Here is a 15,410-nt window from a genome sequence, read left to right as displayed (position 1 = left end):
AGGAGGCGGCCATGTCCAATCCCAACGACGACAGTTACGTCAAGGCCCGGGCGTTGGCCCGGGCGGCCCGTCGAGGACCACTGGCCGGGCTGCTCGGCGACCCGAACGTCAGCGGGCTCGCCTACGGCAGACGGGAGGTCAGCGGCCGCCGCACGGACGAGCCGGCCCTGGTGGTGTACGTGGTACGCAAGGTGCCGAGGCAGTTCCTACCGACCACCCGGTTGCTGCCGCGGCGGGTCTACTTCGGGTCCGACTTCGTCGAGGTCGACGTGGTGGAGACCGGCCCGTTCTTCGCCCAGGAGTTCACCGCCCGGGAACGCCCGGCGCCCAACGGAGTGAGCGTCGCGCACATCGACGTCACGGCCGGCACGCTCGGCGCGCTGGTCACCGACAACACCGACGGCTCGCTCTGCATCCTGAGCAACAACCACGTGCTGGCCAACTCGAACGCCGGGGCGATCGGCGACGCGATCGTGCAGCCCGGCCCGGCCGACGGCGGCACCCCGCCGGCCGACACCATCGCCACGCTCAAGCGATTCGTCATGATCAACGCGGCCGGCAATCGGGTGGACTGCGCTATCGGCCAGGTCTCCCAGCCCAACGACGTGGTCGACCGGGTGAAAGACGACATCTTCCCGGTGGCCAACAGCGACCACCCGGCGATCGGTCTGCTCTTCGCGGGCTCGTGCAACCGGACCCTGATCAACCCCATAGACGAGGTGCTGCAACAGCTCGACGTGACGTTTCTGAGCGGTGCGAATGCCATCGCCGGCGTCGACATCGGCAGCAATGTGGAGAAGGTCGGCCGGACCACGGAGTACACCACCTCCACGGTGACCGAGCTGGATGTCAGCGCGAGCATCGACTACGGCCCCGGCGTCGGCGTGTTGAGCTTCGAGGGCCAGATCGCCACCGCCCACCTGTCCGAGGGTGGCGACTCCGGGTCGGTGGTCTACCTGGGCGGCGAAGGTGGCAACGAGAGCGCCTGCGGCTGCGCCTCCAGCAGCACCGCCCGCCGGGTCCTGGACCGTGACGTCGACCTCGATGTGGCGGTCGAGAAGGAGTTCCGGCAGCGCTACCTGCAGCAGACCCGGGTCGGCCGGTTCGCTGTCGACACGTACTTCGCCAACGAGGACCGGCTGGTCGCCCGGGCGCGGGCGACGAAGCTCTCCGACGCCGACCGGCGGCACCTGCAGAAGCTCTACGACACCTACGCCGAGACGGCACGCGCGGCGATGCTCCAGCCGCAGCGTTCCAAGGCGACGCTCACCACCGAGCACATCGACGAAGCCCGCAAGACGCTGCGCCACTTCGCGGACCGGTTGACCACCGAGGAACTCTCCGCCGCCGAGGAGGTGCTGGCGCTGGCGAACGACGCCGTTGGTCGTACTCCGGTGGAGATCCTGCGGATGCTCGACGACGAGCAACTGCTGCAGAAGGCACAGGAGTTGGTCGAGCGGGTGCCCACTCTGTGCGCTCCGGGCAGTGGGCGGCGCGGCGACGGCGGCTGTGGCTGCGGTGGCGGTGGGAGCGCCGGTCACGGTGGGTGACGCACCTGAACTGGACTGGCTGGCCAGCGCCCGTACCCGGGAGGCGCTGGCCGGCCTGGACCGGCGGATGCGGGACGCCGTCGCAGCGTCGGACCCGGCGCTGTGGGCGATGGCGACGGCACTGCAGCGCCGGGGTGGCAAGCGGATCCGTCCCGCGCTGCTGCTGGTCGCGGCCGAATTCGGCAGCGTCCGTTCGGCACATCTGCTCGACGCCGCCGCGGCGCTGGAGTTGCTGCACCTGGCCTCGCTGTACCACGACGACGTGATGGACCGGGCCGTCACCCGGCGGCACGGCCCCAGCGTCAACGCCGAATGGGGCGAGCCGGCGGCTGTCGTCGCCGGGACCTTCCTGGTGGCCCGGGCGATCGCCCTGCTCGCCGCCTTCGACGACAGGTACGGCCGGGAGGCGGCCGCCGCGCTGGTAGCGCTCTGCACCGGGCAACTCCGCGAGACGGAGAACGCGTTCCACACCGGCCTGACCGAGGCGGAGCACCTGGAGATCATCGCCGGCAAGACGGCGACCCTGTTCGAGTTGCCCTGCCGGTTGGGCGCGCTGCTCGCCGGGGCGCCGCCGGCGACCGTCGAGGCGCTGGCCGGGTACGGCCACGACCTCGGCGTCGCCTTCCAGCTCGCCGACGACGCGCTCGACGTGCGCGGCAGCTACGCGGCGCTCGGCAAGCGGCCACTGACGGACGTGCGAGAAGGGATCTACACCATGTCGGTGCTGCGGCTGCTGGCCCGCGACACACCGGCGGCCGGCCGGGTACGCGACCTCCTGGAGGTACGCGAGCCCACCTCGGCGGAGCTGGCCGAGGTGGCGGAGCTGGTCGTCGCTTCGGGTGCCGTGGACGAGGTCCTCGCCGAGGCCCGGAGCCGGGCCGCTCGGGCCGCCCGGCGGCTCGACCCGCTGCCGCCCGGACCGGCCCGGGACTCGCTGGTCCGACTCGCCGATTACGCCGTCACCAGGGCCGGTTGAGATGGCTACGCCGGACCTGCCGATGGTCCCGGACCGGCTCGACGGCTTCGACGCGGTCGTCGTGGGCGCCGGCCCGGGCGGCGCGGCCGCGGCCTACCGGCTGGCGGTGCTGGGCCGCCGGGTTCTGCTGATCGACAGGCGCGATTTCCCCCGCGACAAGTGCTGCGGCGACGGCCTGACCCGCAGCGCCGTGCGTCTGCTCGCGGACATGGGAGTGCTCGACGAGCTGACGGGTGCCCAGCGGGTCGGCGGGGTGCGGATCCGGATGCGCGGGCGGGGCGGTCGCGACTTCCACTACGAGGACCCCGACGGCACCGGGTACGGCATGGTGGTGCCCCGGCTGGAGCTGGACGCGGTGCTGTGCCGGCGGGCGGTGCGCGCCGGCGCGGTGCTCTGGACCGGGGCACGTGCCACGCGGCTGCTCGGCGGCGCCGCCGGGGTCCACGGCGTGCAGGTCGAGTACGCGGGCAGCCGTTTTCCGGTGCGTGCCCCGGCTGTGGTCGCCGCCGACGGGGCCTCTTCGCGGCTGGCTCACCAGGCCGGGTTGCGTAGCCCGGACCGGGAATGGACCGGGTTCGCCGTCCGGGGCTACTTCACTCAGATCGCGGACCTCGACGAGTTGCTGGAGATCCACCTTCCGCTGGCGGACGTCACGGACCGGCGGGTGCTGCCCTCCTACGGCTGGGTGTTTCCGGTCGGCGACGGGACGGCAAACGTTGGCGTGGGTCTTTTCGACCCGACCCACCGGGAGAACGTCCGACTGCTGTACGAGCGTTTCGTCACCGAGCTGGTGGCGACCGACCACCGGTTCCGGGCGGCCCGTCCGGCCGGACCGATGACCGGTGCGCCGCTGCGGCTGGACTTCGACCCGTCCCGGTGCGGTGTGCCAGGGCTGCTGCTGGTCGGCGACGCGGCGGGGCTGGTGAGCCCGTTCACCGGCGAGGGCATCAGCTTCGCCCTGGAATCGGGCCGGCTCGCCGCCGACCGGATCGACACGGCACTTCGCCGCGCCGAGACGGGACCGGTGGACCCAGCTCCGTACGCTCGGCAGCTCGCCGCCCGGCAGTCCGGCTACTTCGAGACCGGCCGGTACTCGGTGCGCCGCTACCTGCTCGCCTGGCGGGTGCTCGACGCCACCTTCGACGACGACCGGCCACTGTTCGCCCTCTGCCGCCGGCTGGCGCTCTTCCCGGACGGGGCGCGAGCGGCTGTCCTGCTGGACCCGCTGCCCCAGCCAGCTCCGGACCTCGCCCGTGACCTGCGGCGCGATCTCATGGCGGTGGGCGAGCTGCTGGCCGGCTGCGTACGCGAGGACTGGCCGATGTTCGTCCGGCTCGGCGGGGTGGACGAGGACCTGTCGACCCTCTCGCTGCGTCCGGCGGTGCTGCTGCTGGTCGCCGCGGCGGTCGGGGGCCGGGAGCATCCGCTCCGGCACGCCCTCGCCGCAGCTGTTGACCTCGGTCTGCTCGCCGGGCTGGCGGTGGACAGCGCCCGGGAGGAGCCCCGGTCGACCGGGCCCCGACCGACGCCGTGGGGCAACCGGTTCGCGGTGCTGGTCGCGGACTTCCTGTTGGCCCGTGCGTACGAGTTCGCCGCGCAGGGCGGCGGCCCGGTGGTCGCCGAGTTCGCCGAGGCGTTGACAGTGGCCTGTGAAGGTCGGGCTCAGGAGTTGCGCGACGACCCGTCGTCGGGCGGCGGAGCCGGCGGTGCCGTCCTGGCCGGGCGCGCCGCCATCGCGTTCGAGTTGCCGTGTCGGCTCGGCGGCCGGCTCGGAGGCGCCCGGGTTCCGGTGGTGAACGCGCTGGCCACGTACGGTCGTGAGGTCGGCGCGGCCCACGCCCTCGGCGAGCAGCTTCGGGAGCTGGCAGGGGCGTCCCGGTGGGGTGGGGCGGCGCAGCCCGGGGCGGTTGCGCCCGACGACCCCCGGGTGGCTGGTCTGCTCGGCCTGATCGCCGAACACGCCCAACGGGCGCGGGAGGCGCTGCGGATCGTGCCCGCCGGTCCGGCCCGCGAGCTGCTGGCTCGGCTGGCCACCCCCGGGTTGCCGGGCCCCGTGGACCCCGAAGGCAGAGTGATGTCGGTCACGTAGCGGCGTCGGGCGGGCCGGTCTGGGGCTCCGGTGTGAGTGATCGGCGCTTCATCTGGCAGAATGGGTCGCTGGTATCCGGCGCGCGTCCGGCGCCCTCTAACCCAGGCGCGTTGCCAGTCCACCGAGTAGTCTCCGGCCCAACCCCACGGGTCCGGTCGGCGCTCACCCATGCACACCGCCCGTTTGGGCCGGTGAGATCGCAACAGGAGCGAAACAACTGTGGCCGTAAAGATCCGGCTCCTGCGGATGGGCAAGATCCGCAACCCGCAGTACCGCATCGTCATCGCCGACTCGCGCACCAAGCGCGACGGTCGGGCGATCGAGTTCGTCGGGATTTACCAGCCCAAGGAAGACCCCTCGATCATCGAGGTCAAGTCGGAGCGGGTCCAGTACTGGCTGTCCGTCGGCGCCCAGCCGAGCGAGGCGGTGCAGCGGCTGCTGGAGCTGACCGGTGACTGGCAGAAGTACAAGGGCCTGCCCGCCCCGCCGCCGCTCCTGGTCGCCCCCGAGCGGGCCGACCGCAAGGCGGCGTACGAGGCTGAGGCGAAGGCGGCCGCCGGGCTCGCCCCGGAGACCCCGGCCAAGCCGGCCAAGAAGGCCGCCAAGGCTGCCGAGGCTCCGAAGACCGAGGCTCCGAAGACCGAGGCTCCGAAGACCGAGGCTGCGGCTGAGGCTCCGACGGCCGAGGCGCCGAAGACCGAGGCTCCGGCCGAGGCTCCGGCCGCTGCCGACGCCGGTGAGCAGGCCTGACATGCCACTGCGTCCGGCGTTGGAGCACCTGGTCAAGGGCATCGTCGACCACCCGGATGACGTCCGGGTGCGGCTTGTCGATTCCCGTCGGGGCAAGCGGCTCGAAGTCCGCGTGCACCCCGAGGACCTCGGCACTGTGATCGGGCGGTCCGGCCGGACCGCCAAGGCGCTGCGCCAGGTGATCGGCTCCATCGGCGGGCGCGGGGTCCGTGTCGACATCGTCGACTCGTACTGATGCAGCTCGTCATCGGCAGGATCGGCAAGCCGCACGGTGTCCGCGGTGAGGTCACCGTGGAAGTGCGGACCGACGAGCCCGAGGCACGGTTCGCCCCCGACTGCGTCCCCGCGCAGCAGCGGTGTGCTGCGCACCGAGCCGGGGGCGACACCCCCTCCAGCCACCGACGAGCCCGGGGTGCCGTTCCGGGTTCCGGCGGAGCTGACCATCGAGGAAGCCCGCTTCCACCAGGGCCGGGTGCTCATCGCGTTCGACGGCATCCTGGACCGCAACACCGCCGAGGCGCTGCGTGGGACGCTGCTCGTGGTGGACAGCGCCGACGTGGCCCCACCGGACGACCCGGAGGAGTTCCACGACCACCAGCTGGTCGGGTTGGCCGTGGTGACCCCGGCCGGTGAACGCCTGGGTGAGGTCGCCCGCATCGACCACGCGCCCTCGTCCGACCTGCTGGTGCTGCGGCGCCCCGAGGGGCGTACCGCGTTGATCCCGTTCGTCCGGGCGATCGTTCCGGAGGTCGACCTGGCCGGCGGACGTGTGATCGTCGACCCGCCAGCCGGACTGCTCGACCTTTAGGACCAGCCCGCATGCGCGTCGACGTCGTGTCGATCTTTCCGGAGTACTTCGCCCCGCTGGACCTGTCGCTGATCGGACGGGCGCGGGCCAACGGCGTACTCCAGCTCGCCGTGCACGACCTGCGGACCTGGACCCACGACGTGCACCGCACTGTCGACGACACCCCCTACGGCGGCGGGCCGGGGATGGTGATGCGCCCGGAGCCGTGGGGTGAGGCGTTGGACGCCCTCGCGCCGGTCGACGCCCCGCCGCCCCGGCTGCTGGTGCCGTCGCCGGCCGGTGCCCCGTTCACCCAGGCCATGGCGTACGAGTTGGCGGCCGAGTCGCATCTGCTCTTCGCCTGCGGCCGCTACGAGGGGATCGACCAGCGGGTCCTGGCGCACGCCGCCACCCGGATGCCGGTCACCGAGGTGTCGCTCGGTGACTACGTGCTCTTCGGCGGCGAGGTCGCGGTCCTGGTGATGCTGGAGGCGGTCACCCGGCTGCTGCCGGGGGTGCTGGGCAACGCGGGCTCGTTGGACGAGGAGTCGCACGCGCACGGGCTGCTGGAGGCGCCGATCTACACCAAGCCGCCGAGTTGGCGTGGGCACGACGTGCCGGAGGTGCTCCGCTCCGGTGACCACGGCAAGATCGCCCGCTGGCGGCGCGAGGAGGGTCTGCTGCGGACCGCGGCCCGCCGTCCGGACCTGCTGGCCGCGCTGCCCGCCGATCGGCTCGACAAACGGGACATCGCGGCCCTCGACCAGGCCGGATTTCAACCTCCGCCGGGGGATGTGGCAAAGTAGTGGGGTTGCCGCATCCGTCCGCGCCCGCGGTCGGCTGCGAGGATCCCCGACCGGGGGTCGGTCCGCCGATCACCACCCGGGAATCAGAATCACCCACCCGCGCACCGAGTGACGGTGCGCCGTGAGCCTTACGAGGACGCAGCGATGAACATCCTGGACGCCCTTGACGCCCAGTCGAAGCGGACCGACCTTCCCGACTTCCGGGCCGGTGACACCGTCAAGGTGCACGCCCGCGTCGTCGAGGGCAACCGGTCCCGTGTCCAGATCTTCCAGGGCGTCGTGATCCGCCGCCAGGGTGACGGTCTGCGCGAGACCTTCTCGGTCCGCAAGGTCAGCTTCGGTGTCGGCGTCGAGCGGACCTACCCGCTCAACGGCCCGGGCATCGACCGGATCGAGATCGTGACCCGCGGGGACGTGCGTCGCGCCAAGCTCTACTACCTGCGCGAGCTGCGCGGCAAGAAGGCCAAGATCAAGGAGAAGCGGGAGAAGCAGCCCAGCTGACTTCCCGCTCGCCACGCTGCCCGAGCTGCGCGTATGCCGTACCGACCAGAGCGCACTACCCTGGTCGGTACGGGCGCAGCGAGGCGGCGGTCCCGCCCACGTGGCGGGCAGTTGTCCACTACCGCCCGTGGAGCCTCGACGAGGCTCCCGGGCGGTGGTGTTTCTGCGGACCGGGGAGTGGCGTGGTGCAGACGCTTGACGAGGACGGCACCGTCGATCCGTGGCGCCGACGGGCTCGCCGCACCCGCCGGCAGATGCCCCTCTGGCAGGAGCTGCCGCTGCTGCTGGTGGTCGCGTTCTGCCTCGCGGTGCTGATCCGGACCTTCCTGCTCCAGGCGTTCTTCATCCCGTCCGGCTCGATGGAGGACACCCTCCTCGTCGGTGACCGGGTGCTGGTCAACAAGGTCGTCTACGACGTTCGTGACCCGCTGCGCGGCGAGGTGGTGGTCTTCCGGGGCACCGACCGCTGGGCGCCGCAGGTCGACGATCAGCCGAAGCCCGGTGTCGCCGGTCGGCTCACCCGGACCGTCGGAGATCTGATCGGGGTGAGCCGCCCCGGTGAGAAGGACTTCATCAAGCGTGTGATCGGTCTCCCCGGTGACCGGGTCAAGTGCTGCGACAGCCAGGGGCGGGTGACAGTCAACGGCACGCCGCTCAACGAGCCGTACGTCCTGCGGGACTCCCCACTGGATCTGCCGCCCAACCCGTCGGAGTGTCGCTCCCGGCGCTTCGACGAGGTCGTCGTGCCGCCCGGTCAGATCTTCGTGATGGGCGACCACCGTGAGGTCTCCCAGGACGCGCGTTGCCAGGGGCCGGTGCCGATCGAGAACGTGGTCGGCCGGGCCTTCATGGTGGTCTGGCCCTCGTCGCGGTGGAGTGCGCTGTCGGTGCCGCCGACGTTCGAGGACGTGTCCGGGTCGGCCACGGCGTCCCCCGTTGCGCCTCCGGTGCGACCGACGCCGGAGGGCGGTGTGCTGCTGATGCTTCCGTTGGTAGCCGCACTACGCGGTTCCCGCGCGTTCCGGACGGTGCCGTCCAGTCGGGCAACGTAGGCTCCTTGGCGTGATTGACGAGCAGACCGACAAGCCGCGCAGCTCCTTCTGGAAGGAGCTGCCGATCCTGCTGGGTGTGGCAATCCTGGTCGCGGTGCTGGTCCGCGCCTTCGTGCTGCAGACCTTCTTCATCCCCTCCCCGTCCATGGAGAACACTCTCAAGATCGATGACCGGGTGTTGGTCAACAAGCTGGTCTACGACTTCCGATCACCGCACCGGGGCGAGGTGATCGTGTTCAAGGCCCCGACCGAGTGGAGCGGCAACCCCGACGGTGAGGACTTCATCAAGCGGGTGATCGGCATCCCCGGCGACCACGTGGTCTGCTGCGACCCGGAGGAACGGTTGATGATCAACGGCAAGTCGCTGGACGAGCCGTACATCTTCTCCATCGACGGAATTCGCGACAAGCCCGCCGACCAGGAGTTCGACATCACAGTGCCGAAGGGCCGGCTGTGGGTGATGGGCGACCACCGGTCGGCCTCCGGCGACTCGCTGGAGCACTGGCAGCAGTCCCAGCAGAACATCACCGAGGCCACGATCCCCGAGGACGCCGTGGTCGGGCGGGCGTTCACCGTCTTCTGGCCGGTCAACCGGGCCACCTGGCTCACCGTGCCCGACGGGTTCGACGGCATTCCCAAGCCGTAGGCAGACGGGGCGTGGGCGATCCGTCGTCGGTCTGGCAGGCTGGTGCGGTGACCGTGAGCGCGAGGAGTGAGCTTGCGAGCCCCGCAGGCGCGAGCAGTGGCGACCGTGCCTACACCCCCCGACGTGCGGCCCGCGTGCTGCTCGTCGACCCGGCCGGCCGGGTCCTGCTGTTCGAGGGCTTCGACCCGGCCCGACCCGAGCACCGCTACTGGTTCACTCCCGGCGGCGGGCTCGATCCGCTGGAGTCCCCGGCGGCGGGCGCGGCCCGGGAGTTGGCCGAGGAGACCGGCCTGCGGCTCGACCCGGCCGAGTTGGGTGAGCCGGTCTGGTCCGACGCGACCGAGTTCTCCTTCGACGGCGTCTGGTACCGACAGGAGCAGGACTTCTTCCTCTTCCGGGTGGACTCCTGGCTCGTGGACACCACGGGTTTCAACGACATCGAGCGGCGCAGCATCGCCGACCACAGCTGGTGGCTTCCCGACGAGTTGGTGGCCAGCGGGGACCGGTTCTACCCGCCCGAGTTGCCTGCCCTGTTGACCCGGCTCGGGCTGTCGACCACCGCCGGCCAGGACGAGGCGTCGTGCTGACCCCGCCGCGCACCGTGGTGCGCCGAGAGGCCGGCCTGTACGCCCTGGAGCGGGCGTTGCAGCGGCGTGGCTTCCGGCACGTCGCTGGTGCCGACGAGGCGGGCCGTGGTGCGTGCGCCGGTCCGCTGGTCGCCGCCGCGGCGGTGCTGCCCGAGGGGCGGCGCGGCGAGATCGAGGGGCTGGCCGACTCGAAGCTGCTCACCCCGGCCAGCCGGGAACGGGTGTACGCGGAGGTCGTGGACCGCGCGCTCGCGTACGCCGTGGTGGTCATCCCGGCCGAGGAGGTCGACGCCCGCGGCCTGCACGTGTGCAACCTGGCCGCGATGCGCCGGGCGCTCGCCTCGCTCACCACCCGGCCGGAGTACGTGCTGACCGACGGCTTCGGCGTGGACGGCCTGGGTGTTCCCGGGCTGGCGGTGTGGAAGGGCGACCGGGTGGCCGCGTGTGTGGCGGCGGCCAGTGTCCTGGCCAAGGTCACCCGGGACCGGCTCATGGTGGAGCTGGACGGGGTGTTCCCGGCGTACGGCTTCGCCGAGCACAAGGGCTACATCACCCCGGAGCACTCGGCGGCGCTGCGGGAGCACGGGCCGTGTCGGGAGCACCGGTTCTCGTACGTCAATGTCGCCGCGGTCTCCGGCCGCGACGGCCGGCCGCCGCGTGCCCGACGGCCCGGCGGCCACCGCCCGGATGAGCCGATGGAGCGCTCGTGGGCGTCAGGGGGTACCGTCGGCGTGGCGTTGGGCGAGCAGCCTCGGCCTCCGACGCCGGTGGGGGAAGATGTGGCCATGGAAGGCGGAGTGCGATGAGCGCGGAAGATCTCGAGAAGTACGAGACCGAGATGGAGCTGCAGCTCTACCGGGAGTACCGCGACATTGTCCGCCAATTCTCCTACGTGGTGGAGACGGAGCGCCGGTTCTACCTGGCCAACCAGGTCGACCTGCACGTGCGTAACTCCGACGGCGAGGTCTACTTCGAGGTCGAGATGCACGACGCCTGGGTGTGGGACATGTACCGTCCTGCCCGCTTCGTGAAGAACGTCCGGGTGATGACCTTCAAGGACGTCAACGTCGAGGAGCTGGAGAAGCCCGACATCTCGCTGCCCGCCGACTCCGGCTTCGGCGGCTGAGCGCACCCGAGCCGCCGGGCCGTGCCACGGGCCCCTCACCCGTGGCGTGACACCCGCCGCCGATCACTCGGCCGGCACCACGACCTCGACCCGCTGCACCATGTTGTTGGCGAAGCCGCCACGGTTCCACTGTTGCTCGACCGGCTGGGTCCGCCCGGACGCGTCGGTCGCCCGCGCGCCGAGCACGTACCGGCCGGGGGCGGCTACCCACTCGTGTCGCCAGCGCCGCCAGGCGAAATCCCCCGCGCCCGTCGGGTCCAGCTCGGCCGGCGCCCAGCTCTCCCCGCCGTCGGTGGTCACCTCCACGGCGACCACCGGGGCGTGCCCCGACCAGGCTCGGCCATCCAGAGTGCATGGGCCGGGTCGCAGCACCCGGCGGCGGGACATGAAGTCGGGGAAGCCGGGCGGACGGACCAGGGCCCGGGGCTCGATCCGCGTGACCGGCACGCCCGGATCGTCGGCGTCGCGGCGTACCCGGTAGGCCACCGCGTTCTGGTACCCCTCGAACGGCTCGGTTCGCAGCTCGACGGAGTGGACCCACTTCACGTGCGCCATGCCGTACCAGCCCGGCACGATCAGCCGTAGCGGCGCGCCGTGCTGCGGCAGCAGGGGAGCGCCGTTCATCTCGTACGCCAGCAGCACCTCCTCGCGCAGCGCGTCGGCGACCGGAAGCGCCCGCTGGTAGTCCTGCTCGACCCCACGCTCCACACCGTGATCGGCGCCGGTGAAGACCACGTCCACCGCGTCCGGGTCGATGCCCGCCTCCCGCAGCAGCGGTGCGAGGGGGGTGCCGGTCCACTCGGCGTTGCCGACCGCCTCGACCAGCCAGGGCTGGCTGACCGGCCGGGGGTGCAGCAGGGCCCTCCCGTTGCCGGCGCACTCCAGGGTCACCTGCCGGGTGACCCGTTGCCGCTCGCGCAGGTCGGCGAGGGTGACCCTCAACGGCCGGTCCACCGCGCCGCCGATGGTCAACGTGTGCGTCGCCGGGTCGAGTTCCGGGATGTCGTAGTGGATCAGCAGGTAGTGCAGCCCGGCCGGGGTGACGTCGTAGCGCAGCGCCTCCAACGGAATGCCGTGGTTGCGGGCCGCGAGCTGCAATTCCTCGGCGCTGATCGCCTCGTCCGGCTCCGCGAGCCGGGACGGGCCGCTCACGTCGGCCGGCGTCGGCTCGCGGGAGGACGGCTTCCGGTCATCGAGAGTGGTCATGCGGGGCCTCCCCGGTACAGACGGCGGCACCCGCCGTACCCGGCCCAGCCTAGGCCCTGCGCGGCGGCTCGAAAACGGCAGCGGAAGCGCGGCGGCCTTGGCGGACGGGCCGCGGACAGCGTTCGGCGGCCCCGGGCATAGCAGATCATCGGAGCCGTCGGGTGGTCGTCCACAGCGCCTCCGGTTGTCCACAGCCGCGTCGGCGGGGCTGGCGGACGGCCCCGCCTCGGCCGGAGGCTGCCGTCATGCGACCGCCACCCGTCCGTTCGATCCGCCGCACGGTGCTGCTCTGCACCGCGCTTCCGCTCGCACTGACCGTCCAGCTCTGCGGGCTGGCGGTGCTGGTAGCGGCGGTGCCCGGCCAACCACCGACGCCGACCGTGCCGGTCGCGGTCCTGGGGGAGCCGGTCGCCGCACCGCCGCCCGCCGGGCGGTTCCGCTGGCCGGTCGACGGGCCACCCCGTCCGGTTCGCCGGTTCGACCCGCCGCCGCGACCGTGGCTACCCGGGCATCGCGGCGTCGACCTGGCCGCCCCCGCCGGAGCGGTGGTCCGCAGCGCCGGGCCGGGCACCGTGCTCTACGCCGGCCTGGTGGCCGGTCGACCGGTGGTCACCGTGGGGCACGCCGGCGGGCTGCGGACCACCCACGAACCGGTCCAACCCGGCGTACGACCCGGCCAGCCGGTCACCGCCGGCGCGCCGCTGGGCGAGCTGCTGCCCGGGCACCCGGGTTGCCCGGCCGAGGCGTGCCTGCACTGGGGCCTGCGCCGGGGCGAGGAGTATCTCGACCCGCTGGCCCAGCTCGGCCTCGGCCCGGTGCGCCTGCTCCCGGTCGGCCCGATGCTGTTGCTCGCGGTAGGTCCGGTCAGCGCTGAGCGAGCAGTGCCGGCAGCCGTGCGGCCAGCCGTTCGTACTCGTCGGCGGCGTTGTAGACCTGGCCGGTGAGCCGCAGCCACCCCCGGCCGTTCCAGCTCATCACCGCCACCTCGGCGGCGAGCCGCGCACCGATCCGCGTCTGCAACGCCCGCGCCGCGTCGATCGTGCTGCCCAGGCCGGGCGGCAGCGGGATGAGACGCAGAGCCACCCCCGGCCCGCCGGGGTCGGGCAGGTCGGCGGGGTCCACCCCCAGAGCGTCCCCCACCACCCGCTGGCCGTACGCGGCGAGCGCCGCGTTGTGCGCCCGCACCCGGTCGACGCCGAGACTGCGCATCGTGAACAGGCCCGCCGGGGCGGCCAGCCAGGGCGTGTAGTCGAGAGTCGCCTGCCACTCGAGCCGGGCCGGGAAACCCGACTCCTGCTCCCAGGACACCACAAGTGGCTCGATCCGGTCCCGCCACTGCGGTGCCACCGCCAGCAGCGCCGTGCCGCGCGGCGCGTACGCCCACTTGTGCAGGTTGCCCACCCAGAAGTCCGCGCCGATGCTCGCTACCGGGGTGGTCAGCATGCCCGGGGCGTGCGCGGCGTCCACCAGGACCGGCACGCCCTGTTCGTGGGCCACCCCGACGATGGCGGCGGTCGGGAAAAGCGTGGCGGTGGCCGAGGTGAGCTGGTCGACGACGAGCAGCCGGGTCCGCCCGGGGCGCAGGCCGTCCCGGATGATCTGCACGATCTGCTCGTCGGTGGCGGCCATGGGGATCGGCAGGACCCGGCTGACCGCGCCGGTGCGGCGGCACTCGCGCTGGATGGCCAGGCTCACCGCCCCGTACCCGTGGTCGGTGCTCAGCACCTCGTCGCCGGCCTGCAGGCCCACCGACTGGAGCACCACGGCGACGCCGGTGGTGGTGTTGCCCACCAGGGCGCTGCCGTCCGGGTCGGCGCCCAGGAACCCGGCGAGGTGCCGGCGGGTGTGCGCGATCCGGTCGCTCAGCCCCTGGGTGAAGAAGCGCAGCGGGTTCGCCTCCATCTCGTCGCGCAGCCGCTGCTGGGTGCGCTGCACACCGATCGGCACCGCGCCGAACGAACCATGGTTGAGGTGGCTGACCGCCGGGTCCAGGGAAAAGAGCAGGCGGGCGCCCGGGATCGGCTCAGGGGGCTGCGGGACGCTCACGTGATGATCGTAACCGTCGCGCTCGCGCGCCCTCCGGCCCTCGATCAGGCGCGCGTGCGGGCCCTCCGGCCCTTGTCTAGGCGCGCGGGTGCGCCTGCCGGTACGCGGCGCGCAGCCGCTCGACCGAGACGTGGGTGTAGATCTGCGTGCTCGCCAGCGACGAGTGGCCGAGCAGCTCCTGCACGGCGCGTAGGTCGGCGCCACCCTCCAGGAGGTGGGTGGCCGCGGAGTGGCGGAGATCGTGCGGGCTGGTCCGGGGCAGCCCGGCGGTCTCGGCGTACGCACCGACGATCTGACGCGCCGTCGTCGGGTTGAGTCGACCGCCCCGGGCACCCAGCAGCAGCGCGTCGCCGGAGCGGGCGCCCACCATCGCCGGGCGGCCCCGGCGCAGCCAGTCGTCCAACGCCCGCTGGGCGGGCACCCCGTACGGCACCGAGCGCTCCCGTCCGCCCTTGCCGAACACCCGGATCACCCGCCGGCCGTGGTCGACATCCCCGACGTCCAACCCGCACGCCTCGCTGACCCGTACACCTGTGGCGTAGAGCAGCTCCAGCAGCACCCGGTCCCGCAGCGGCACCGCCTCGGCGGCACCCGACCCCGGCTCCGCTGGCGGTGCCTGTCCGGCAGGCGCCTCGACCAGAGCGGTGGCCTGGTCGGGGCGCAGCACGTTGGGCAGCTCCCGGTGCGCGCGGGGGCTGGCCAGCGCGGCGCCCACGTCGGCGGGGAGCAGCCCGGCCCGATGTGCCCAGGCGCTGAACGCCCGTGCCGACCCGGCCCGCCGGGCCAACGACGTGCGGGCCGCACCGGTGGTGCGCTGCCGCGCCAGCCAACTGCGCAGCACCGACAGGTCCAGCTCGGCGAGGTCGACGCAGCCCATCCGGACAGCGTGGTCGAGCAGCGAGACGAGATCGGTGACGTAGGCGCGGACGGTGTGCGCCGACCGGTTACGGACCCGGGACAGGTGCTCGGCGAAGTCGTCGACCGCGTCGCGCAGCGCCGGCGGGAGTGCCTGGTGCATGGCCCGGGTGCCCCGGTCGGGTCGGCTCATCGGGGCCACGCCAACGTGCCGGCCGGTGCAACGGCCCAGGCACCCTCACTGACGGCTGGCACGGCACCAGCCTACGGCCGGTCCGGGTACGGCACCGGACATGTCGGTGTCGGTGTCGGTGTTCGCCACGACTACCGGCTGTTGCTCCTCTTGACGAAGAACACGACCAGGCCGACAACGAGCACGGCGGTCACGACGAGACAGCAGAGCATGCTGATGTGCCACGGCTTGATTGCACCC

16 protein-coding genes and 1 pseudogene are annotated in these 15,410 nt (G+C 72.6%); 14 read left to right on the top strand and 3 right to left on the bottom strand.

Annotation, left to right across the window (positions count from 1 at the left end; genetic code table 11):
• Nucleotides 1-11: 11 nt before the first annotated feature.
• The 13 genes and pseudogenes from KBX71_RS07835 (at nucleotide 12) to KBX71_RS07775 (ending at nucleotide 10,870) form a co-directional block, all read left to right on the top strand.
• Nucleotides 12-1,550, top strand: coding sequence for a hypothetical protein (locus KBX71_RS07835; protein ID WP_210817349.1), 1,539 nt, complete (start codon nucleotides 12-14; stop codon nucleotides 1,548-1,550).
• Nucleotides 1,543-2,526, top strand: a complete 984-nt coding sequence (locus KBX71_RS07830; RefSeq protein ID WP_210817348.1) for a polyprenyl synthetase family protein — start codon at nucleotides 1,543-1,545, stop codon at nucleotides 2,524-2,526. The genes KBX71_RS07835 and KBX71_RS07830 overlap by 8 nt, the downstream gene beginning before the upstream one ends.
• A gap of 1 nt (nucleotide 2,527) precedes the next feature.
• Entirely contained in the window at nucleotides 2,528-4,615 is a 2,088-nt protein-coding gene (locus tag KBX71_RS07825; RefSeq protein ID WP_210817347.1) for a geranylgeranyl reductase family protein, read from the top strand.
• Nucleotides 4,616-4,834: 219 nt separating this feature from the next.
• On the top strand, nucleotides 4,835-5,365 hold the full coding sequence (gene rpsP / locus KBX71_RS07820) for a 30S ribosomal protein S16 (RefSeq protein ID WP_210817346.1): 531 nt from the start codon (nucleotides 4,835-4,837) through the stop codon (nucleotides 5,363-5,365).
• Nucleotides 5,340-5,600 carry an RNA-binding protein gene (locus tag KBX71_RS07815; protein ID WP_186718042.1) on the top strand — a complete coding sequence of 87 codons (261 nt, stop codon included), beginning with the start codon at nucleotides 5,340-5,342 and terminating at the stop codon, nucleotides 5,598-5,600. Before rpsP ends, KBX71_RS07815 begins: the two co-directional genes overlap by 26 nt.
• Nucleotides 5,600-6,173 (top strand): annotated as a pseudogene (rimM, locus tag KBX71_RS07810) (ribosome maturation factor RimM). Before KBX71_RS07815 ends, rimM begins: the two are co-directional and overlap by 1 nt.
• 11 nt (nucleotides 6,174-6,184) lie before the next feature.
• Complete coding sequence (gene trmD, locus KBX71_RS07805; RefSeq protein WP_124817732.1) at nucleotides 6,185-6,958, top strand: tRNA (guanosine(37)-N1)-methyltransferase TrmD; 774 nt, start codon at nucleotides 6,185-6,187, stop codon at nucleotides 6,956-6,958.
• A 144-nt stretch (nucleotides 6,959-7,102) separates the two neighbouring features.
• Nucleotides 7,103-7,459 (top strand): 50S ribosomal protein L19, encoded by a 357-nt coding sequence (gene rplS, locus KBX71_RS07800; RefSeq protein WP_007456548.1) that lies wholly within the window; start codon nucleotides 7,103-7,105, stop codon nucleotides 7,457-7,459.
• 182 nt (nucleotides 7,460-7,641) lie between these two features.
• On the top strand, nucleotides 7,642-8,511 hold the full coding sequence (lepB, locus tag KBX71_RS07795; protein ID WP_210817345.1) for a signal peptidase I: 870 nt from the start codon (nucleotides 7,642-7,644) through the stop codon (nucleotides 8,509-8,511).
• Nucleotides 8,512-8,521: 10 nt separating this feature from the next.
• Nucleotides 8,522-9,157, top strand: a complete 636-nt coding sequence (gene lepB, locus KBX71_RS07790; RefSeq protein ID WP_210817344.1) for a signal peptidase I — start codon at nucleotides 8,522-8,524, stop codon at nucleotides 9,155-9,157.
• Nucleotides 9,158-9,210: 53 nt separating this feature from the next.
• Nucleotides 9,211-9,744 carry an NUDIX domain-containing protein gene (locus tag KBX71_RS07785; RefSeq protein WP_307847018.1) on the top strand — a complete coding sequence of 178 codons (534 nt, stop codon included), beginning with the start codon at nucleotides 9,211-9,213 and terminating at the stop codon, nucleotides 9,742-9,744.
• The gene (locus tag KBX71_RS07780) at nucleotides 9,738-10,550 is read left to right on the top strand and encodes a ribonuclease HII (RefSeq protein WP_124817740.1); all 813 of its coding nucleotides are present in this window, start codon (nucleotides 9,738-9,740) and stop codon (nucleotides 10,548-10,550) included. The genes KBX71_RS07785 and KBX71_RS07780 overlap by 7 nt, the downstream gene beginning before the upstream one ends.
• A complete protein-coding gene (locus tag KBX71_RS07775) occupies nucleotides 10,547-10,870 on the top strand; it encodes a DUF2469 domain-containing protein (protein ID WP_007075222.1) in 324 nt (107 codons plus the stop codon). The genes KBX71_RS07780 and KBX71_RS07775 overlap by 4 nt, the downstream gene beginning before the upstream one ends.
• A 63-nt stretch (nucleotides 10,871-10,933) precedes the next feature.
• Here KBX71_RS07775 and KBX71_RS07770 read toward each other — a convergent pair whose 3' ends face one another.
• A complete protein-coding gene (locus KBX71_RS07770; RefSeq protein ID WP_210817342.1) occupies nucleotides 10,934-12,076 on the bottom strand; it encodes a sulfite oxidase in 1,143 nt (380 codons plus the stop codon).
• A 245-nt stretch (nucleotides 12,077-12,321) separates the two neighbouring features.
• Here KBX71_RS07770 and KBX71_RS07765 point away from each other — a divergent pair, with 245 nt between their 5' ends.
• On the top strand, nucleotides 12,322-13,020 hold the full coding sequence (locus KBX71_RS07765) for a murein hydrolase activator EnvC (RefSeq protein ID WP_210817341.1): 699 nt from the start codon (nucleotides 12,322-12,324) through the stop codon (nucleotides 13,018-13,020).
• Here KBX71_RS07765 and KBX71_RS07760 read toward each other — a convergent pair.
• The gene (locus KBX71_RS07760) at nucleotides 12,941-14,122 is read right to left on the bottom strand and encodes an aminotransferase class V-fold PLP-dependent enzyme (protein ID WP_210817340.1); all 1,182 of its coding nucleotides are present in this window, start codon (nucleotides 14,120-14,122) and stop codon (nucleotides 12,941-12,943) included. The genes KBX71_RS07765 and KBX71_RS07760 overlap by 80 nt on opposite strands.
• 76 nt (nucleotides 14,123-14,198) lie before the next feature.
• Complete coding sequence (locus KBX71_RS07755; protein WP_210817339.1) at nucleotides 14,199-15,170, bottom strand: tyrosine recombinase XerC; 972 nt, start codon at nucleotides 15,168-15,170, stop codon at nucleotides 14,199-14,201.
• Nucleotides 15,171-15,410: the final 240 nt, after the last annotated feature.

The sequence above is a fragment of the Micromonospora sp. D93 genome (assembly GCF_018070365.1).
GTDB lineage: Bacteria > Actinomycetota > Actinomycetes > Mycobacteriales > Micromonosporaceae > Micromonospora > Micromonospora ureilytica.
Note: the sequence above shows the minus strand (reverse complement) of the source record. Positions and strands in the feature narration are given on the sequence as shown.

Excerpts from the sequence above, each read along its gene's own strand:
- KBX71_RS07825 (WP_210817347.1), top strand. The coding sequence starts at position 2,528 with ATGGCTACGCCGGACCTGCCGATGGTCCCGGACCGGCTCGACGGCTTC.
- KBX71_RS07775 (WP_007075222.1), top strand. The coding sequence starts at position 10,547 with ATGAGCGCGGAAGATCTCGAGAAGTACGAGACCGAGATGGAGCTGCAG.
- KBX71_RS07755 (WP_210817339.1), bottom strand. The coding sequence starts at position 15,170 with ATGAGCCGACCCGACCGGGGCACCCGGGCCATGCACCAGGCACTCCCG.
- trmD (WP_124817732.1), top strand. The coding sequence starts at position 6,185 with ATGCGCGTCGACGTCGTGTCGATCTTTCCGGAGTACTTCGCCCCGCTG.
- KBX71_RS07770 (WP_210817342.1), bottom strand. The coding sequence starts at position 12,076 with ATGACCACTCTCGATGACCGGAAGCCGTCCTCCCGCGAGCCGACGCCG.
- KBX71_RS07765 (WP_210817341.1), top strand. The coding sequence starts at position 12,322 with ATGCGACCGCCACCCGTCCGTTCGATCCGCCGCACGGTGCTGCTCTGC.
- rplS (WP_007456548.1), top strand. The coding sequence starts at position 7,103 with ATGAACATCCTGGACGCCCTTGACGCCCAGTCGAAGCGGACCGACCTT.
- KBX71_RS07835 (WP_210817349.1), top strand. The coding sequence starts at position 12 with ATGTCCAATCCCAACGACGACAGTTACGTCAAGGCCCGGGCGTTGGCC.